Raw genomic sequence first — 18,630 nt, forward strand, 5'->3', positions numbered from 1 at the left:
TGCACCCGTGAAAAATGATTTCTATTCGTCTATCGTTTTAATAACTTTGGCTGGGTTACCACCAACTACTACATTATTAGGCACATCTTTTGTCACAACTGCCCCAGAGGCTATTACAACATTATCTCCAATTGAAATACCAGGGTTAATAATAGCTCCTCCGCCAACCCAAACATTGTTGCCTATCTTTACGGACTTCCCATATTCTTTGCCAGAGTTCCGTTCCACCGGATGTAACGGATGAGTAGCAGTATAAATGTGGACACCAGGTGCAAACATACAATTATCACCGATTCGAACTTCGCAAACGTCCAAGATAACACAATTAAAATTTGCGAAAAAGCTCTTTCCAACATGGATATTGTAGCCGTAATCACAACGAAACTCAGGATTAATGTGTGTTTTCCCGTCAGCTGAAGAACCTAAAAGCTGATTTAATAACGTAAAACGTTGTTCATCTCCTGTCTCCATTGCCTCGTTATAAAGGCGTGTTAAACGTTTTGCCTCCACCCTATCAGCCACTAATTCTTCGTCATCCGCAATATACATTTCTCCCGCCAACATCTTTTCTTTCTCAGTTTTCATACAATCCTCTCCTTTGTTATCGAATGAATTACACTTATTAAACATGTTTAATAAGTGACTTTAATGATACTTATTAAAGCGGTTTAATAAGTATCCCTATATTAGCATATTTTTTCATATATGCAACTAATAAGTTTAGAAAGAAAATGTGCCTCCTCACTTCACATACAGATATAACGAATAAATATTTAAGGTTCATACAGAAAAAAACAAGGGAACGCTTAACGTTCCCTCTCAAATCCAATCCGTTTTTTAATTTCCACCAAATTCACCTTCGCAATAGTCCGCGCGCTCTCAGCGCCTTTTTCTAATGCTTCATATAGTAAATCGGGCTCATTCATATACGTTGCGTATTTTTCCTGAGGTCCAGCTAACTCACGATTTACAACGCGAAATAACTCTTTTTTCACATCGCCCCATCCGATTCCAGTTTCATATTTTTCACGCATTGACTGAATTTCATCTTCTGTCGCAAATTCTTTATAGATTGTAAATAACGTTTCTAGTTCTTTCGGTTCATTTGGAAGTGAAGAATCTGTTTTTATTTTAAAAATAAGCTTTCGTAGTTTTTCTTGCTCTGCAAATAACGGGATGACATTTCCGTAACTTTTACTCATTTTTCTTCCATCAAGACCAGGTAATATTGCACCTTCTTCTTGCACTACATACTCCGGAAGTGTAAATATCGTGCCGAATGTATGATTAAAATACGTCGCAATATCACGCGCAATTTCAATATGCTGAATTTGGTCTTTTCCAACTGGTACATGAGTAGCTTGAAATAGTAATATGTCAGCTGCCATTAAAATCGGGTACGTATATAATCCCATATTCACACCTGCATCACTTTCTAATCCCGCTTCTTTATTTTGCTCCACCTTCGCTTTATACGCATGAGCACGGTTCATAAGCCCTTTCGGAGTTAGGCAAGCTAATATCCAAGCTAATTCCAAAATCTCTGGCACTTCTGTTTGTCGATAGAAAATAACATCTTCTCCAAGTCCGAGTGATAACCATGTAGCTGCTACCTCTTTCGTATAACTACTGAACTTCTTTGGATCATGCACAGCATTTAACGCATGATAATCAGCTATAAAATACAATGCTTTTCCTTCATTATTTTTTGACATTTGCAATGCAGGTTTAATTGCACCAATATAATTTCCTAAATGTGGATAACCTGTCGGCTTAATTCCTGTTAACATTATTTTTTCACTCATACTAACTCCTCCTTTCTCAAAATAAAAAAACAAAAAGAGCCCCTCATCCTTAAAAAAAGGACGAGAGACTCCCGCGGTACCACCTTTATTAGCTATCATTATAGCTCACTTCAACTTCTTAACGTGAAGTAACCGTCTTTACCTACTCATTTCAGTAAGAAGCTCCAGAGTCCATTCCATATTCATCTCTTACTGATTCCCACCACATATCAGCTCTCTGAAAAGTTTTGAATATGTACTCTTCTCTTTCATTGCTTTTGGTTATTTTTTACAGTTTATCACATTCCCTTTCCAATTAAACCCTAATTTTCTGTTTTATATAGCAGGAATTCCCACCTTAATTGTCTAATAATATATAGGTTTGCAGAAATAATCGTAACAACTTTGGAGGTTTTTTCATGGTAAAATATATATCCATTTTAGGTTCAACAGGATCCATTGGTACATCTGCATTAAATGTCGTTTCAGCTCATCCTGAACATTTTAAAATCGTCGGTTTAACCGCAAATTATAATATCGATCTTCTCGAAAAACAAATCGAGTCGTTTCAGCCTCGTATTGTAAGCGTAGCGACAAAAGAATTAGCGGACACATTACGTTCTCGTATTTCAACAAATACAAAAATTACATATGGAACTGATGGTTTAATTGAAGTATCTACCCATCCTGATACAAATCTTGTATTAAGTTCAGTTGTCGGTGTTTCAGGTTTACTCCCAACAATTGAAGCATTAAAGGCGAAGAAAGATATCGCCATCGCTAACAAAGAAACTTTAGTTTCAGCTGGACATATCGTAACCGAACTAGCGAAACAAAACGGATGCCGCCTAATTCCAGTCGATAGTGAACATTCAGCTATTTTCCAATGTTTAAATGGGGAAAATAATAAGGAAATCGAAAAATTAATTGTTACAGCTTCTGGCGGCGCTTTTCGTGATAAAACACGTGAAGAAATGAGAACATTACAAGCGAAGGATGCATTAAAACACCCAAACTGGTTAATGGGCGCAAAACTAACGATAGATTCTGCCACGTTAATGAATAAAGGGTTTGAAGTGATGGAAGCTAAGTGGCTATTCGATATTCCTTATGAAAAAATTGATGTTATGATTCATAAAGAAAGTATCATTCACTCTTTAGTAGAGTTTATTGATGGATCAGTCATGGCACAGCTCGGTGCCCCTGATATGAGAATGCCGATTCAATATGCGTTTCACTACCCTACTCGACTACCTTCATCCTATGAAAAATTAAATTTATTAGAAATTGGTAGTTTGCATTTTGAAAAACCAAATTTAGAGAAGTTCCCCTGTCTACAATATGCATTTGAATGTGGAAAAATTGGCGGTACAACTCCAGCTGTATTAAATGCAGCGAACGAAATTGCAAATGCACTATTTCTTAAAAATGAAATTACATTTTTCGATATCGAAAAAACAATTTACAATACAGTTGAAGCTCATCATAACGTAAACGACCCTTCACTCGATGCTATATTAGAAGCTGATCAATGGGCACGCCAATACGCAAATCAATTATTAATAAAAAAGAGCTAAAACAGGTTTCTCTGTTTTAGCTCTTTTTTACGTATTCAATTTTACAAATCTATAACTATGTGTAACTAACACTTTTAATATCGCATACCCTGGAATTGCTAAAACTATCCCCATAATACCGAATAAGTTTCCAGCAGTTAAAATGATAAATATAATTGTAATCGGATGGATATCTAGCTTTTTCCCCATTACTTGCGGGGAGATAAACTTACCTTCTGCTAATTGCACAACCATCATAACGATAATTACCTTTAAAACCATTCCTGGCGAGTCAATAAATGCGATAATTAACGCTGGAGTTATTGCGATAACTGGACCTACGTACGGAACGATATTTACAATCATCGCTAAAATAGCAAGTAATACCGCATATTTAATACCAATAATAAGGTAACCAATTAATAGCATGATACCGATAAACAAGCTAACGATAATTTGCCCTCTTATATACGAACTAATCGCATAATGCATATCATCTAGTATTCTCATTGCTGCCGGTTGTCTTTGCTCTGAAATAAACTTCAAAAAGTGATTCGGTAATTGTTCACCATCTTTTAATAGATAGAACAATATAAACGGAACCATGACAAATGTTAAAACAACTTCTGTAAGTGTACTTAAAAATCCAGTTACATTTCCAGTTACTGATGATAATGACTTTGTAAAATCGACTGTGTAGTCTTTTACTATATTCGCTACATCAATATTTAAATTCTCCTGAATTTTACCGAGTAAATTACTTTCCCCAAATCTACGTGCTGCTCGTTCGATTTCATGACCGAAATACGGTAAGTTATCTATTAATGCATCAATTTGATCTTTAATAATAGGGATAACCGTTACAACTAAAAACACAAATAATCCTAGTACTATTAAATATATCGAGGCTATCGATACGATTCTTGAAACACCTTTCTTTTCTAAAAGTGAAACGAATGGGTGCAAGATATAAAATAGCACTCCGGCTAATAATACCGGGAAGAAGATTGTTTTTAAAAAGACGATAAACGGGGTAAAAACGAAAGAAATTTTTGTTAGCAATAATATGTTAATGAACAATAATGCAAATCCAAGTAACACTGCTAAATAATTTTGTTCTCTAAAAAACTTTTTTAACTTGTCTCTTTTTCTTATATTTACTTTCTCCAATGAAACCACCTCTTTGAATGATGAAAAGCCCTTCCTCAGGGCTTTTCATCATTATCTATATCTTTATTTCCTTGCAGCTTTCACTACAAATGATACAATAAGAATTAATACGATTGCTCCTAATAATGCTGGCACGACATGAATTCCACCAAATGATGGCCCAAAAGATCCAAATAATCTACTGCCTAACGAAGCACCTAATAAACCTGCGATAATATTTCCGAACATACCACCTGGGAAATTTTTACCCGTTATAGAACTAGCAATTGCACCTATAATAGCACCAACTATTAATGTGATAATCCATCCCATTTTTAGTCCTCCATTTCTATTATAGTTTTGTATGATCAAATACAAGAGTAACAAAACTCCCATATAAGATTACTAATTCATTTACACTAACCATATTCTGCTATAAAAATAAACGCAAGGACATTTTATGTATGGATATACATATATTATATGCAAAAAAGAAAAATATTGTCAAACTTACCCATCAATCAATTATATTAATATATCATATTCAAAGGGGGCTTCATTATCTATGATTCATAAGTTACATTCCAGTTCTTTTGAGGTAGCAGCATCCATTTTACAGATTCAAATTCCAGCTTATAAAGTTGAAGCAGATTATTTAAACAGTACTGCAATACCCCGTTTATATGATACTGTAAACGATATTCAAAGTTGCGTTGAAACATTCTATGGATATTTTTCTGAAGATAAACTTGTCGGCTTTATTTCTTTTATACAAGAAGCAAAGCTAATTGATATTCACCGACTAGTTGTATCGCCTGATTTTTTTAAAAAAGGAATCGCAACGAAACTCCTACTTTATATATTTAACATGTTCCCTTCTTCAATGGCATACATTGTACAAACAGGTAAAGCAAATACCCCCGCTATTGCATTGTATAAAAAACACGGATTCATTGAAGTAGCGGATACAACATTTCCTGATGATTTGATTCTTACGCAATTAAAAAATCAGAAAACATAAAATAGTTTGACTTAGTTATCTCTTTATGTTATTTTTTACTTTATAAAACCTTTTGCTGAGTCCGAATTTTTGGAGCGGGGGAACCATTTTTGTAGCAATGCTACTTGGGGCGAATCTTTTTTAAGTAGGGAAACTCTCACTTCCCGAGTCCGACAGCTAACCTCGTAAGCGTAATGGGAGAGGAAGGTGCTTTTTGCCTATGTTACACAGTATACCTCCTTAGTTATAATTATGGGAACGATATCAATTAAAAACCTATATTTATAGAAAAGGAGAGATGTATTATGTTACGTTTATCTGATCACGCAATAAAAATGATGGAGCAAAGACTTCGACTCGAACAACATCGCACATATCAAGCAAATAAAGTTGTAGATAACTTACATCACAAATACTTTTTTCAGCATATTTTTCAACCGAAGAGATAAATAAACCATGCATACAATATTTAACACAAAAAGATTTGCAATTATGAACTGCAAATCTTTTTGTATTAGCATTAAAAATAATCTTGCATCAATTTATTCATCCAATCTGGAACACTAACATTTTCCCTTGCATCAAAAGCAGCAATATATGGTTTTATATCTAAAATAGCCGTTTGATCATTAGCATCTAATCCTTGCACAGTCATAACATTATTTTCAATGGACAATATTTCAACAGTAGTAATTCCAATAGGGTTTGGACGATACTTTGTCCGTTGCGCAAAACATCCTTTTTCATCTAAATCACTTAGTCCCCTTGGCTTTCTAGCCCACGACTCGTTATTTTCTTCCTGGAAATCATTCATATAAAAAATAACAATTGCATGATAGTAATCCTCAAGGCCAGCTAATCCTCCAATATACTCTGGATATATATTAATGTTAGAAATAATACTTCACCAATTTTCACCATATTAATATGACTCATTTTTCCCCCTTCTTTATGCAGCATTATTTACTTCCTTACCTTAATAATGAACGTCGTCGGCACCATCCTAGCTTTATATAAAGAATAATACTTCGTAGAAGGCTCTGCTATTTCTCCATCAAATACGCTAGATGGTTCAGGTTCTTCTATTCTCTCAATTGTAAATCCGGCTCTATTTAACTCATTTATGTATGTACTCATTTTTCTCTTATATAATGTCGCTTGTACTTCTTCCCCTTTAAATGTTTCAAACATAATAGGAGTTTCTTCATGATACGAAGACTTTAAAACAATTTCTTCTGTACCATACTGTAAGTTTGAATATACCGGATGCTCCCAGCTAAAAATAAAACTTCCACCTGGCTTTAAATACGAATAAATCAGTTCCAATGTTTTTCTTAAATTAGACGTCCATCCTAATGCATAGATGGAATACACTATATCAAAATGCTCTGTCAGTATATTTACTTCTTCTTCCATTGCCCCGCGTATTAACTTTGGATTCCAATACTTTAACGTTTCATTTGCTGTTTCAATTTGCGTCTCTGAAAGATCGAGTCCCCATAACTCTTTCGCACCGCACTCCGCCATATATCGCAAAGAATGTCCACTACCACATCCGATATCAAGAATACTTTTATTCTCAATGGAGTCGAATAAATGAATTTCCTCTTCTGATGCTGTATACGGTCCGTATTTAGGCAAACAATCTACTTGAAAAAAATGAGGTGCTACTACGTCCCAGCACTTTTTATTCACTTGTAACATTTTTGTTTGTTCCATGCTTTGCATCCCCCTCTATTCTATTTTCCACTCCCAATAATAATTACACATTATAACCCGATCTTCCTTTTCTCTTCGCTCGGTAATTTTTCACTTTTGCAATTGTACCGCACGCTCTTCCGCCTTCTTCCCCAGCATACATACCGCACCATCTTTTACTTCCATTACGCGAATGATCATAAAATACCCAGCGGCAATCTGGACAGGCTTTTAACCTTCCCCACGACTTTTCTTGAATCGCCATTAAAACAATACTCAATGCTTTTGTATACACATTCTCTTCTTGCACCGGTTCATATGTAACACTTTTCATATCTCCCTTTATATGTACATGAAATGGGTACTTTTCTAACCATTTTTGCAACGATCCTTCGCCTTCAATTGTTAACCGAATGTCTTCTCGAAAATTTTTCAATTCATCTATTGTATGAAATGAAAGCTCTTCATGAAAATATTTTTTCATAAATTGCTTTATATCACCTTCTGTTTGTAGCAAATCAATTGGCTCTCTCGTATCGTTTGGTATTTTCCATGTATTTAAAAATTCCCGAATATATTCTAATTCATGTGGTGCATTCTGATTCAATTCCATTCACCTTCTTCTTAAAATTTACTTTTTTCTGACTTTATGTATAATTATAATATAAAATAGTTAACCATCAATTGATTTTACTGGTTACAAAATTAGGAGGAGTTCTATGAAAAATTTCTCAATACCGATACGTTTCATGCTTATTTCTTCATTTTTTATGTCTTTTGGTTATTTTGCGGTATTTGCATTTTTAGCTATTTATCTATTAAATTTTCTCCACTTTTCAGCCATGCAAGTCGGAACAGTTTTGACGGTTATGACAATCACATCAAGAGTTATCCCTTTATTCTCAGGATTAATCGCGGACAAAATAGGCTATATCATTATGATGATAGCTGGATTATTTTTAAGAGGAATTGGGTTTATTGCTTTAGGAATATCCTCTGATTTCTATACAATTTCTATTTCTTCCGCACTTATTGGCTTTGGAACTGCATTTTACGAACCTGCTGCTCGCGCTATATTTGGCTCACAACCAGCTCATATGAGAAAAAATTTATTTATATATTTAAACCTTAGCTTTAATTGCGGTGCAATAATCGGACCAATCGCAGGAGGTTTTTTACTCTTACTCGATCCGATTTATGCTTTCTCTCTAACAGGATTTCTTATGCTGATATTCGCTTTAATCTTTTACTTACTTAAAAACCACTTCCAAGTTTCTACTGAAAACACGTCTATTACATTAGGAATACAGGCAATTTTACAAAACAAATCTTTCCTTCTGTTTTCATTTATCATGATTTTCTTCTATATTATGTTTACTCAGCTTACTGTCGCACTTCCACTTCATATGAAAAACATTAGTAATAGCAATCAACTTGCTACACTAGTTATTACGATAAATGCAATAACAGGCGTCATATTTATGGTATTATTCCGAAAACTATTTCACAAATACAACACCCTTTCGATTATTAAATACGGTGTTTTATTAATGAGTATTTCCTTTTTACTCATTCCTTTATTTCAAGACCCATATTGGCTATTTATTTGTGTAATTTTATTTACAATCGGTGAAACACTCGTATTACCTAACGCTGATATCGCTATTGCAAATTACAGTAACGAATCGTATACAGCTACTTACTTCGGATTTTATCAACTATCACTCGCATTTGGTTTTATCATCGGTAATTATGCCGGTACATCTTTTACATCCAACTTAAACGGAATGTATACACCATGGCTTATTTTCGGCGGAATAGGACTTATTGGCTTTATTTCACTACATATTTTAAATATAAAAAAAGGGGTCTCTAAAGGGGATATATTCCTATCTAATGATACAAAACATCTTTAACATATTACAATTGAGATGGTACCTTTAGACAAGCGACCTATAATAAAAAAATTCGACCATCATGTTTGACAGTCGAATCTTTTTATTTTTCATATTCAAGGTGATTATGTCTTTTACAACCAAATAAATAACAAGCCCCTATATGATCAATTTCAAAGTATAACCCTGGAACATATCCAGATTCGATACGTTCTATCATTTTTTTATAATAATTGTTCTCTTCTATATATTCTTCAATTAACTCTTTCTTATCATTTTCTGTCCAGTTTTCTTCTACTTCTTCATTCTGAACATCTTTTATTTCTGCTGTCTTCTGCTCAATAGATTCCCATATAACTTCATTTATACGGGAGAAATTATTAGCTTTATATAGAGCATAAACAAATCTACCAATCCAATTGGGACTTTTCCGGTATTCTTTGAATCCCTTTTCGAACCATTGAATTGCTTCTTTATAGCAATTCAACTCAACATATAAATCTGATAATTTCCCCTACAAAATTATCAGATTTCCTGTTAAAAGCATCTAACTTCTCTTTCGCTTCTTTCGTTCGCCCTAAATCAATTAAACATTTTACATAGTTATACATTATAATGTCCGAATCCCCTGCAACTCGCAAGAAAAATTCCGAAGCTTTTTCCAGCCCTCCAAGATTATAATGAGCTACAGCTACATTGTGATATGCTTCATTGGAGGGTTGAATCGAACTAGACTTTTGTAATACTTCTTTCGCTTCTTCCCACTTTTCTTGTTTCATGTAAATTTCCCCTAAAATGTTATAAGGAAAGTATGCGGAGGGATTCAACTTAACAGCTTCTCTTATTAATTCAAGAGCTTTATCATCATCCTCTTCCTCATAAAAGTACATCCAAGCAAGATTATTGAGAGATTGTACACCTCTAGATTCATGTACTGCTTGTTGAAACAGTTCCATTGCTTCTTCATATTCATTTTGTTCAAACATTTCAATTGCCTTCTCGTTAATATTCAAGTAACTACCTCCGAAATAAATGAATTCAACTATTCCATATTATAATTTTAAAATGTAAAAATTGTAATTTCCATAAAAAAATAAGTTCGCTTCGTATTAAGTTCTTTCTCCTGTCTACATTTAATCATAAATTTGAATATCCAATTCGTAATGAATTTAGCATAGGTTTTTACAACACCACATAAAATTAAGTGCTGTCTCCAATCTGTTTCCTTATTTATAATTGGTACAGTAAATCCATTAAAGTTCTGCTATAACAACAAAAGAGGGATACCAATTCATATGTGAATTGGTATCCCAAATTAATCTACTTTTAATATCTCCCCACCGTCAACAAAACCGGTTATGATGCATGTTCATCTTTCTTCTTCTTCAACAGCGCTCTCTTCTTCATCGCCTTCGTTAAGTATCCACCTTTAAACGAACGGATTTCATAAGAAGACATAAACGCTTTCGGTGCAATTTCATTAATAATTTCTAAAAGCTCTTTCTCTCTCGAACGCTTTGCAACGATATCTAAGCGATAACGTATAGAATTAATTCCTTCACCCTCAAATACTGTAACGCCAAATCCACAGTGACGTAATTCATCTACTAATTCATTACAACGGTCTAGTAAACTAACTTGATACGTAATATATCCAATTGCTAATTTATTCTCTATATAACCGCCTAATAATAGTCCCGCACTAAAACCAATGACGTAGGCGACAATGTTCATCCAATTTGATAAATCTTGAAACACAATCCCTAAACTGACAATGTAAATAGCTCCTTCTAACAATCCTACACCAGCAGCGGATCTTGTTTGATTCTTTACAAGCAAAATCGTTCGGATTGTTAATACTGGAACATATATAATTTGAAGCACAAAAATAAGTAACGCTTGTAACATTGGTATCCACCTCTTTCGCAAATTCTTTTGTCATGATAACATACATAACCTTTAGAAATCGATGAGTTTTTTAATTTTTTTTTAATTTTTTTCATACTATTGAAAAGCCCCAAAAATAAGCGTATTATATTTGGCGTAAATTCGATAAGTACCATTAAATCAATCGTATTATATCATTTGTTATTAAACGCAAAAAAGGAACCTGATTAGGTCCCTTTCATCATAACTCTATGTTTTTTGAAGCATGTTCTCTTTGCTTCTCTTCTTCTTTCACTAACTGCATATTTGCATAGGCTAAATTCGCAATCATTAAAAAGTGTCCACCTAATATTCCAGTACCAAATGCCCACATTTCCATTTCATGCTCAATTTCAAACATAATGATAGCCCCTAATATTGCGGCTGCAAATCGGTTTAGAACTCCTAATCCAGGAGCCTTTTCTTTCATCACGATACTTCTTCCTAATTTCTCCACTCTGCGAGCTAATAGCCAAAGACAATATGCGCTAACTGCTAAACCAATACCGAACCCTGTCACTTGTTTCCCAAACGGAGTAACCGCCCACATTAGTAGTAAACCACTAAAGATCGTATACAATTGTACTCGATATACACGTAAGGCTACTTGAATCAAAATATCCGCTCCTAATTTCACATTTTATTATGTGTCAAAAGAAAAGCAGCAACTTACACAGTTGCTGCTTTCTCTTGTTCTTGTTCAAGATCCATTTTTTGAATTTCAACACGTTTAATTTGATAAGCATCTTTTTCTAACACTTTAAATTCATAGCCTTCTGCTTCAACGTATTGTCCTTCTTCGATTTCATGATTTTGCATCATAATCCATCCACCGATTGTATCCACATCATCTTCTTCAATGTGTAATCCAAACAAATCTTTAACTTCTGAGATTAGAACTTTTCCATCAACAATTTTATGGTACTCGTTCACATGTTGAATTGGTGGTGCTTCATCTTCATCATATTCATCACGAATTTCGCCGACGATTTCCTCCAATATATCTTCAAGCGTTACAATTCCAGCTGTTCCTCCGTACTCATCATATAAAACAGCCATTGGAATTCGCTTCTTCTGCATTTGCAGTAATAAATCATGAATTGGAGTTGTTTCCATCACTTCAATAATCGGACGCATATACGTGCGAATCGATGATAAATCTTCTTGATCGTTGTTCATATATCGAATAAAGAAATCTTTTACATTGACCATACCGATAATATCATCTTTATCTTCTCCAAAAATCGGATAACGTGTGTATCGTTCATTTTGGATTACTTTCATGTGTTCTTCTACTGAATCTTCAAGATAGAAACCAACGATTTCTGTACGCGGTACCATGATTTCTTTCGCAATGCGATTATCAAATTCAAAGATATTATTTACATACTTGTATTCAGCTTGATTAATTTCTCCACTTTCGTAGCTCTCTGAAAGAATAAGACGTAACTCTTCTTCTGTATGAGCTACTTCATGTTCAGAAGCTGGTTTTAAACCGAATAAGCCAGTTATAACACGAGCTGAACCGTTCAATACCCAAATAAATGGATACATGATTTTATAGAACATCATTAACGGAGCTGCCAATAACAACGTTACTTGTTCAGCCTTTTGAATTGCCATCGTTTTCGGAGCTAATTCTCCTACGACAACGTGTAAATACGTCATTAGCATAAAAGCAAGGCCAAACGTTAATACTGATGAGATAGAAGGATTTATGTTCCATTTCTCAAATAACGGGTGTAATAACTTTTCGATTGTCGGTTCACCTAGCCAACCTAATCCCATAGCTGTAACTGTAATACCTAATTGACAAGCAGATAAATATTCATCTAAATTTGTTGTTACCTTTTTCGCTGCTAAAGCACCGCGTTTCCCTTCCGCAACAAGCTGATCAATACGACTTGAACGTACTTTTACAATCGCAAACTCTGCTGCTACGAAAAATCCAGTAAATGCGATTAAAATCGCAACCATGACTAAATTAAATATTTCCAATGAATCCCCTTAGTTAAAAAACTAAGGTGTCCACCTCCTGTATACTATAATGTTTTCTTATTTGTTCGTTAGAAAACATAGCCCGATACAAAAATTAAAGAGGTCGGATTTCACTTATTCTATAATAATAGAGCAAGCGTTTGTATTAAAGCTGTCGTTTGACCTGATAAAGATTTCGATATTTTTTCACGTTGTGAATCAGTCAATTCATCTAAAAGAGGCTTTAACTCCGTTAGCTCTGCTTCTAATCTATGAATATGGTCTGTCACTTCATTCACTTGTTTCGAAACGTGTTCATTGATACCGAGCAGCTTCTTCTTCTCCTCGATTTTCTCTTTAATCTCACAAAGCGGCATATGCATTTCTTTGCACTTTTCAATAAATTGTAACGTCTCAAATGCTGTTTCGTCGTAATAGCGATAATTAGATTGAGATCGCTCCGCTTTTAAGATACCTAGATTCGTATAATAATCAATCGTTCGTTTCGACACGTGAGCCATGAGAGCCAACTGTCCGATTCGATACACCTTCCCAACGATCTTCCCCCCTTGTTTATATTACTACCATCATACAGCACATAAACTGTACAGTCAAACGTGACGGTTTCTTATTCATAATTTATACAAAATTTATCGTCTCATCTTATAGTATCTATCCTATTAATCTAACTATATATCAAAATTATCGAATTTAGAAAACCGGCACTACCGTAATATAGTCATTAAATCGTCCGTTCCTTTCAACCTTTCGAATTTAAGAACATATCATAATAACATCGATATCAAATTCTTTTTTATAAATAGGAGGAAAAAATGAAAGCTGTTATTCTTGCTGGCGGATACGGTACAAGGATTGGGGAAGAGACACATTTAAAACCAAAGCCAATGATTGAAATTGGTACGAAGCCTATTCTATGGCACATTATGAGTCTGTTTAGTCATTACGGTATTACTGAATTTATTATTTGCTTAGGTTATAAAGGCTATGCAATTAAAGAGTTCTTTCTAAATTACAACTTACACATGTCAAATTTCACAATACATTTAAGCGACAACACAATCACTAGCCATTCACATCGTATCGAACCATGGAAAGTTACACTTATCGATACTGGCCTAAATACAGAAACAGGTGGCCGAGTGAAAAGGATACAAAATTACGTCGGGAACGAACCTTTTTTTCTAACTTACGGCGATGGATTAAGTAATGTAAATATAAAAGATCTTATTACATTTCATAAAAAACACGGAAAAATGGCCACTGTTACAGCCGTACAACCTCCAGGTAGATTCGGTTCCCTCGTTATAGATAAACAATCTGTTACATCATTTCAAGAAAAACCACTAGGTGATGGCGGTTGGGTTAACGGTGGATTTTTTGTATTAAATCACAATATTTTCAATTACATTAGTGGAGACAAGTCTGTATTTGAAACAGATACTTTAGTTCAGTTAGTAAATAAAAATGAATTGGAAGCATTTCAACATACTGGTTTTTGGCATCCGATGGATACATTACGTGATAAAAATAAATTAGTTGAGTTATGGGAAAATAATAACGCTCCATGGAAGGTCTGGTAATATGACTTCATTATCTTTTTGGAATAAGAAAAAAGTATTTATTACAGGACATACTGGCTTTAAAGGCTCATGGCTCACCCTTTTTTTTACTTCTTTAGGTGCAGAAGTAATCGGCTATTCTTCACATCCTCCATCCACCCCTAACCTTTTTGAACAATGTAACGTAGCAAAAGAGTGTACTACAGTGAAAGGTGATATTACAAATTACGATGTATTATTACATGCTATCAAGCAGTATCAACCAGATATAATTTTTCATTTAGCTGCTCAGCCACTCGTTACCTCTTCCTATGAAAAACCTATCGATACATTTAAAACGAATGTTTTAGGTACTGTTCACGTATTAGAAGCAGCAAAACACGTCGAAAGCGTACGTGTCATTATTAATGTTACAAGTGATAAATGCTACGAAAATGATGGGAGTGGCGATCGAGCATTTGTAGAAGCCGATCGTTTAGGTGGCTATGACCCATACAGCGCTAGCAAAGCTTGCGCTGAATTAGTTGCAACATCTTATCATAAATCTTTCTTTCACACGAATACTACTTCACTTGCTTCTGTAAGGGCAGGTAACGTAATCGGTGGTGGTGATTGGGCAGAAAACCGATTATTTCCAGATATCATTCGTGCGTATTTACAGAATGATACATTAAGTATTAGAAACAAAAACGCCATTCGCCCGTGGCAACACGTATTAGATCCTTTACATGGCTATATCCTTCTAGCTGAGAAACTTTGGCATCACACTGAGTATGCAGAAGGATGGAATTTCGGACCAATTAATGAACCTAATAGAAGCGTTCATGATGTCATCCAATCTGTAATAAAATTATGGAATAAGCCACTAACAATCCTTTCTCCCACTACAAATACTCCTTATGAATCACCTATTTTAACACTCGATAGTACAAAGGCTATAAGTAAGCTCGGTTGGACTCCTAAGCTATCCACAGAAAACTCTATTGCTTGGACTGTTGAATGGTACAAAAAATATGCAGCAGGCGAAAACATAGAATCCTTCACAAGAGAACAAATCGATGCATTCAAAAATTTATAAGGGGGCTATAAAATGGAACAAAAAACATGCCGTTTTTGCGACTCATTGCTAAAGGATACTTTTTTAGATTTAGGCGTTTCTCCTCTCGCTAACTCATTTGTAGCTCCAGAAAACTCATATAAAATGGAACCTTTTTATCCGCTGCACACATTTGTTTGTAGCTCTTGTTTACTTGTACAATTAGATGAATTTGAATCTCCTCACAATATTTTTCATGACTATTTATACTTCAGCTCTTACTCCTCAAGTTGGCTACAGCACGCTAAACAATACGTAGAAATGGCAATTAAGCGGTTCCATTTAACGAAACATTCGCAGGTAATTGAAATCGCAAGTAACGATGGGTATTTATTGCAATACTTTCAAAAAGAAAATATCAATACGTTAGGAATTGAGCCAGCAAAAAATGTAGCGGAAATCGCTATCCAAAAAGGAATTCCTACGAATGTAAACTTTTTCAGAAACGACTTAGCAAAAGAGCTTCCACAAGCGGATTTAATCATCGCAAATAACGTGTTAGCACATGTTCCAAACTTACATGATTTTGTCGCTGGCCTAAAAACATTATTAAAACAAGATAGCACCATTACAATTGAATTTCCTCACCTATTAAATCTCATTTCCTTTAAACAATTTGATACAATCTATCATGAGCACTTCTCCTACTTTTCACTTATAAGTCTCCAAAAAATTTTAGCTCATCATCATTTACAAATTGTTGATGCAGAAGAACTTTCAACGCACGGTGGTTCATTGCGTATTTTTATAAACCATCTAAGTGCCCAATCCACTATCCATTCCAATGTTACAAAATTAATCCAAAAAGAAGTCGATCACGGACTAGATACATTAGATTGCTATCTCCTTTTTTCGAAACAAGTGGAGCAATTGAAAATAGATATTTTGAAATTTTTTATCGATGCAAAAGCTTCAAACAAACAAATTATCGGTTATGGTGCTCCAGCTAAAGGAAACACCCTTTTAAATTATTGCGGGATAGGAAAAGAATTTCTAGCTTATACAGTAGATAAAAACCCTCACAAACAAAATCTTCTTTTACCAGGAACCCGTATTCCAATAAAATCTCCAGAAGAAATTAAACGTACAAAACCTGATTATATTCTTATACTTCCTTGGAATTTGAAAGATGAAATTATGAAAGAATGCTCTTTCATTCGTGAATGGGGCGGTAAATTTTTAGTGACGGTTCCAGAAGTTGAGGTGATCGAACTATGAAAAAAATCCTTGTAACAGGCGGTAGTGGATGGATTGGTAAATATGTTGTACATTCACTTATACAAAAGGGTTATGAAGTTCACGCCACGTATAATAAAAATAAGCCTTCTCACCTTTCCTGCCATTGGCATAAAGTAAACTTGCTTTGCGATGAAGAAATAAAAAAACTCATATACGACATTAAGCCTAGTCACCTTGTTCATTTAGCATGGGAAGCAGTGCCGCCCAAATGCTATGTATCCATCAATAATTATTATTGGCTCCAGTCCAGTATTTCTTTAATCCAACACTTCACAACATGTGGTGGAAAACGCGTCGTCGTTGCAGGTACTGGCGCGGAGTATGAATGGTTTAATGGCGTATTATTTGAAGATTCACCGCTTCTTTCCTATAAAACCCCGTATTCATTATGTAAAAATGCACTGCACTCCTGGCTACAAACATATGCTCAACAAACCAGTCTCAGCATTTGTTGGGGCCGAATTTTTCATATGTATGGCCCTTACGAACAAGATAATCGGCTCGTTTCTAACATTATCAACTCCTTATTTAAAAACGAGGAAGCACTATGTACACACGGAAAACAATCAAGAGACTTTCTCCATGTTAGTGACGTCGCTGACGCTCTCGTAACATTATTAAACTGCAACGTTACAGGTTCAATAAATATCGCATCTGGTCAATCTGTACAAATTAAAGAATTAGCTTCGATCATTGCTAAAAAAATCGGAAAAGAAAATTTAATTAAACTAGGTGCTATCCCTTTTCCTAAAGATGAACCTTTATTTGTTGGTGTTAATGTGGCACGTTTAAAAAGCGAAGTGAACTGGAAACCAAAACACGATCTGAACACTGGAATTGAAGATACAATTTTATGGTGGGAATCATTTATAAAAAAGCGTAACGATATGCAGTACTAAAGCGTAAATCCTTTGTACCTCCCGCTAATTCTCTATACCATGCTTCTAATCTTTCAGGTGTAATGATATGATGTGTCCCCATTCCTGCATGCTTACTACCTTCAGAAAGAGTCGGGCCAATTTGTAATTTTCTCTTCCTCATCGAGTCGTTCCACGGACTAAATCCAAGCCATGCAATACAAGCAAGAGGTGGGTAATTCATAAATTTATGTGCAGTTAAATGCCTTCCAACAGTGTAACTTCCATGTTCATTATTATGAATGAATCTACCTCTTCTCCATAATCTCCAATCTTCCGGTAAGTAACCGTGAAATCGCTGTTTCATTAAAGGCATATCATACCTAAGTTCTGGATAACTATAGTCAGGATTATCGACCATGATAAGCCCTTCCAGCCAGTACATCTTTCCTCCCATTTCATTAAGCGATTTCCAAAATTGTTTTTTATCTTGAACACAAAGAAACTCGGTCGTATTTAAAATCATTTTCCAACCTTTTAATTCTTGTTCTACATGCATTACTTCACGATCAGTTGCTAACGCATCAAATTCTGGATGTGCAGAATCTCGTACTTCCCAATGTGGTGCGAATTTTTTACAAATCTCAACAGAACGATCTGTTGAACCTTTATTAATTAAAATGCCATGATCAAACAGTTTCGTATGATGCATAAGCCACCATGGTAACAAATACTCTTCATTATAAAAATGAGAGATAACAGTTGTAGTAATTATAATCTCCTCCTCTTTTTCTATTAATCTATTTTTTCATCCTACTCTTAATATACTTACCAGTTATGTAAAAGGTTTCTCTTATATTAAAAATATGTTTT

Annotated in this window: 19 protein-coding genes, 2 pseudogenes, 1 riboswitch and 1 other annotated feature; of the genes and pseudogenes, 8 read left to right on the forward strand and 13 right to left on the reverse strand. The window is 34.6% G+C overall.

The genetic code is table 11. The annotated features are described in order from the left end of the window. Positions 1-21: 21 nt before the first annotated feature. Positions 22-585 carry a maltose acetyltransferase domain-containing protein gene (locus KPL75_RS03170; RefSeq protein ID WP_219919370.1) on the reverse strand — a complete coding sequence of 188 codons (564 nt, stop codon included), beginning with the start codon at positions 583-585 and terminating at the stop codon, positions 22-24. Between the two features lie 221 nt (positions 586-806). After that, entirely contained in the window at positions 807-1,805 is a 999-nt protein-coding gene (locus tag KPL75_RS03175; RefSeq protein ID WP_219919371.1) for a tryptophan--tRNA ligase, read from the reverse strand. Between the two features lie 53 nt (positions 1,806-1,858). Further along, positions 1,859-2,066 (reverse strand) — a binding site (T-box leader). A 137-nt stretch (positions 2,067-2,203) separates the two neighbouring features. Here KPL75_RS03175 and KPL75_RS03180 point away from each other — a divergent pair. Continuing rightward, complete coding sequence (locus KPL75_RS03180; protein WP_219919372.1) at positions 2,204-3,361, forward strand: 1-deoxy-D-xylulose-5-phosphate reductoisomerase; 1,158 nt, start codon at positions 2,204-2,206, stop codon at positions 3,359-3,361. A gap of 27 nt (positions 3,362-3,388) precedes the next feature. On the opposite strand, the gene KPL75_RS03185 is transcribed toward KPL75_RS03180, so the two are convergent. Together KPL75_RS03185 and KPL75_RS03190 are read right to left on the reverse strand one after the other, a co-directional pair. Then, positions 3,389-4,510, reverse strand: coding sequence for an AI-2E family transporter (locus tag KPL75_RS03185; RefSeq protein WP_219919373.1), 1,122 nt, complete (start codon positions 4,508-4,510; stop codon positions 3,389-3,391). 63 nt (positions 4,511-4,573) lie between these two features. Then, complete coding sequence (locus tag KPL75_RS03190) at positions 4,574-4,822, reverse strand: GlsB/YeaQ/YmgE family stress response membrane protein (protein ID WP_000539737.1); 249 nt, start codon at positions 4,820-4,822, stop codon at positions 4,574-4,576. 232 nt (positions 4,823-5,054) lie between these two features. Between KPL75_RS03190 and KPL75_RS03195 the strand changes: the two genes are divergently transcribed. After that, a complete protein-coding gene (locus KPL75_RS03195) occupies positions 5,055-5,510 on the forward strand; it encodes a GNAT family N-acetyltransferase (RefSeq protein ID WP_219919374.1) in 456 nt (151 codons plus the stop codon). Positions 5,511-5,553: 43 nt separating this feature from the next. After that, a riboswitch (cyclic di-AMP (ydaO/yuaA leader) is annotated at positions 5,554-5,697 on the forward strand. Between the two features lie 97 nt (positions 5,698-5,794). Continuing rightward, entirely contained in the window at positions 5,795-5,938 is a 144-nt protein-coding gene (locus KPL75_RS03200) for a hypothetical protein (RefSeq protein ID WP_000945246.1), read from the forward strand. 71 nt (positions 5,939-6,009) lie between these two features. Here KPL75_RS03200 and tsaA read toward each other — a convergent pair. The 3 genes and pseudogenes from tsaA to KPL75_RS03215 form a co-directional block, all read right to left on the reverse strand. After that, positions 6,010-6,425, reverse strand: a pseudogene (tsaA, locus tag KPL75_RS03205) (tRNA (N6-threonylcarbamoyladenosine(37)-N6)-methyltransferase TrmO). Between the two features lie 27 nt (positions 6,426-6,452). Continuing rightward, a complete protein-coding gene (locus KPL75_RS03210) occupies positions 6,453-7,208 on the reverse strand; it encodes a class I SAM-dependent methyltransferase (protein WP_219919375.1) in 756 nt (251 codons plus the stop codon). A gap of 43 nt (positions 7,209-7,251) precedes the next feature. After that, positions 7,252-7,794 (reverse strand): CGNR zinc finger domain-containing protein, encoded by a 543-nt coding sequence (locus KPL75_RS03215; RefSeq protein ID WP_219921056.1) that lies wholly within the window; start codon positions 7,792-7,794, stop codon positions 7,252-7,254. Positions 7,795-7,906: 112 nt separating this feature from the next. Between KPL75_RS03215 and KPL75_RS03220 the strand changes: the two genes are divergently transcribed. After that, complete coding sequence (locus KPL75_RS03220) at positions 7,907-9,103, forward strand: MDR family MFS transporter (protein WP_219919376.1); 1,197 nt, start codon at positions 7,907-7,909, stop codon at positions 9,101-9,103. A gap of 82 nt (positions 9,104-9,185) precedes the next feature. On the opposite strand, the pseudogene KPL75_RS03225 reads toward KPL75_RS03220, so the two are convergent. From KPL75_RS03225 to KPL75_RS03245, 5 genes and pseudogenes are all read right to left on the reverse strand, one after another. Next, a pseudogene (locus KPL75_RS03225) lies at positions 9,186-10,095 on the reverse strand (tetratricopeptide repeat protein). A gap of 343 nt (positions 10,096-10,438) precedes the next feature. After that, positions 10,439-10,990 carry a DUF2179 domain-containing protein gene (locus KPL75_RS03230; RefSeq protein ID WP_002146565.1) on the reverse strand — a complete coding sequence of 184 codons (552 nt, stop codon included), beginning with the start codon at positions 10,988-10,990 and terminating at the stop codon, positions 10,439-10,441. Positions 10,991-11,210: 220 nt separating this feature from the next. After that, positions 11,211-11,624, reverse strand: coding sequence for an ATP synthase subunit I (locus KPL75_RS03235; protein ID WP_219919377.1), 414 nt, complete (start codon positions 11,622-11,624; stop codon positions 11,211-11,213). A 53-nt stretch (positions 11,625-11,677) separates the two neighbouring features. Next, positions 11,678-13,006, reverse strand: a complete 1,329-nt coding sequence (locus KPL75_RS03240) for a hemolysin family protein (RefSeq protein WP_219919379.1) — start codon at positions 13,004-13,006, stop codon at positions 11,678-11,680. A 119-nt stretch (positions 13,007-13,125) separates the two neighbouring features. After that, positions 13,126-13,533: a MerR family transcriptional regulator gene (locus KPL75_RS03245; protein WP_025149265.1), complete on the reverse strand. Its 408-nt coding sequence runs from the start codon at positions 13,531-13,533 to the stop codon at positions 13,126-13,128. Between the two features lie 285 nt (positions 13,534-13,818). On the opposite strand from KPL75_RS03245, the gene rfbF reads away from it, so the two are divergent. From rfbF to KPL75_RS03265, 4 genes are read left to right on the forward strand one after another with little or no spacing between them, the layout of a single operon-like run. Then, on the forward strand, positions 13,819-14,586 hold the full coding sequence (gene rfbF, locus KPL75_RS03250; protein ID WP_219919380.1) for a glucose-1-phosphate cytidylyltransferase: 768 nt from the start codon (positions 13,819-13,821) through the stop codon (positions 14,584-14,586). Position 14,587: 1 nt separating this feature from the next. Then, positions 14,588-15,643, forward strand: coding sequence for a CDP-glucose 4,6-dehydratase (gene rfbG / locus KPL75_RS03255; protein ID WP_219919381.1), 1,056 nt, complete (start codon positions 14,588-14,590; stop codon positions 15,641-15,643). Between the two features lie 12 nt (positions 15,644-15,655). After that, positions 15,656-16,879, forward strand: a complete 1,224-nt coding sequence (locus KPL75_RS03260; RefSeq protein WP_219919383.1) for a class I SAM-dependent methyltransferase — start codon at positions 15,656-15,658, stop codon at positions 16,877-16,879. Beyond that, positions 16,876-17,799 carry an NAD-dependent epimerase/dehydratase family protein gene (locus KPL75_RS03265; protein WP_219919384.1) on the forward strand — a complete coding sequence of 308 codons (924 nt, stop codon included), beginning with the start codon at positions 16,876-16,878 and terminating at the stop codon, positions 17,797-17,799. The genes KPL75_RS03260 and KPL75_RS03265 overlap by 4 nt, the downstream gene beginning before the upstream one ends. Here the strand turns inward: KPL75_RS03265 and KPL75_RS03270 are convergent. Continuing rightward, positions 17,768-18,553 carry a glycosyltransferase family 2 protein gene (locus KPL75_RS03270; protein WP_219921057.1) on the reverse strand — a complete coding sequence of 262 codons (786 nt, stop codon included), beginning with the start codon at positions 18,551-18,553 and terminating at the stop codon, positions 17,768-17,770. The two genes, KPL75_RS03265 and KPL75_RS03270, sit on opposite strands and share 32 nt — an antisense overlap. Between the last annotated feature and the right edge of the window lie 77 nt (positions 18,554-18,630).

It is taken from the genome of Bacillus sp. NP247, assembly GCF_018966865.1.
Lineage (GTDB): Bacteria > Bacillota > Bacilli > Bacillales > Bacillaceae_G > Bacillus_A.

Bases quoted from the DNA above. Each gene is read 5' to 3' on its own strand.
- KPL75_RS03170 (WP_219919370.1), bottom strand. From the start codon at position 585: ATGAAAACTGAGAAAGAAAAGATGTTGGCGGGAGAAATGTATATTGCG.
- KPL75_RS03175 (WP_219919371.1), bottom strand. From the start codon at position 1,805: ATGAGTGAAAAAATAATGTTAACAGGAATTAAGCCGACAGGTTATCCA.
- KPL75_RS03180 (WP_219919372.1), top strand. From the start codon at position 2,204: ATGGTAAAATATATATCCATTTTAGGTTCAACAGGATCCATTGGTACA.
- KPL75_RS03190 (WP_000539737.1), bottom strand. From the start codon at position 4,822: ATGGGATGGATTATCACATTAATAGTTGGTGCTATTATAGGTGCAATT.
- KPL75_RS03195 (WP_219919374.1), top strand. From the start codon at position 5,055: ATGATTCATAAGTTACATTCCAGTTCTTTTGAGGTAGCAGCATCCATT.
- KPL75_RS03200 (WP_000945246.1), top strand. From the start codon at position 5,795: ATGTTACGTTTATCTGATCACGCAATAAAAATGATGGAGCAAAGACTT.
- KPL75_RS03210 (WP_219919375.1), bottom strand. From the start codon at position 7,208: ATGGAACAAACAAAAATGTTACAAGTGAATAAAAAGTGCTGGGACGTA.
- KPL75_RS03220 (WP_219919376.1), top strand. From the start codon at position 7,907: ATGAAAAATTTCTCAATACCGATACGTTTCATGCTTATTTCTTCATTT.
- KPL75_RS03230 (WP_002146565.1), bottom strand. From the start codon at position 10,990: ATGTTACAAGCGTTACTTATTTTTGTGCTTCAAATTATATATGTTCCA.
- rfbF (WP_219919380.1), top strand. From the start codon at position 13,819: ATGAAAGCTGTTATTCTTGCTGGCGGATACGGTACAAGGATTGGGGAA.
- rfbG (WP_219919381.1), top strand. From the start codon at position 14,588: ATGACTTCATTATCTTTTTGGAATAAGAAAAAAGTATTTATTACAGGA.
- KPL75_RS03260 (WP_219919383.1), top strand. From the start codon at position 15,656: ATGGAACAAAAAACATGCCGTTTTTGCGACTCATTGCTAAAGGATACT.
- KPL75_RS03265 (WP_219919384.1), top strand. From the start codon at position 16,876: ATGAAAAAAATCCTTGTAACAGGCGGTAGTGGATGGATTGGTAAATAT.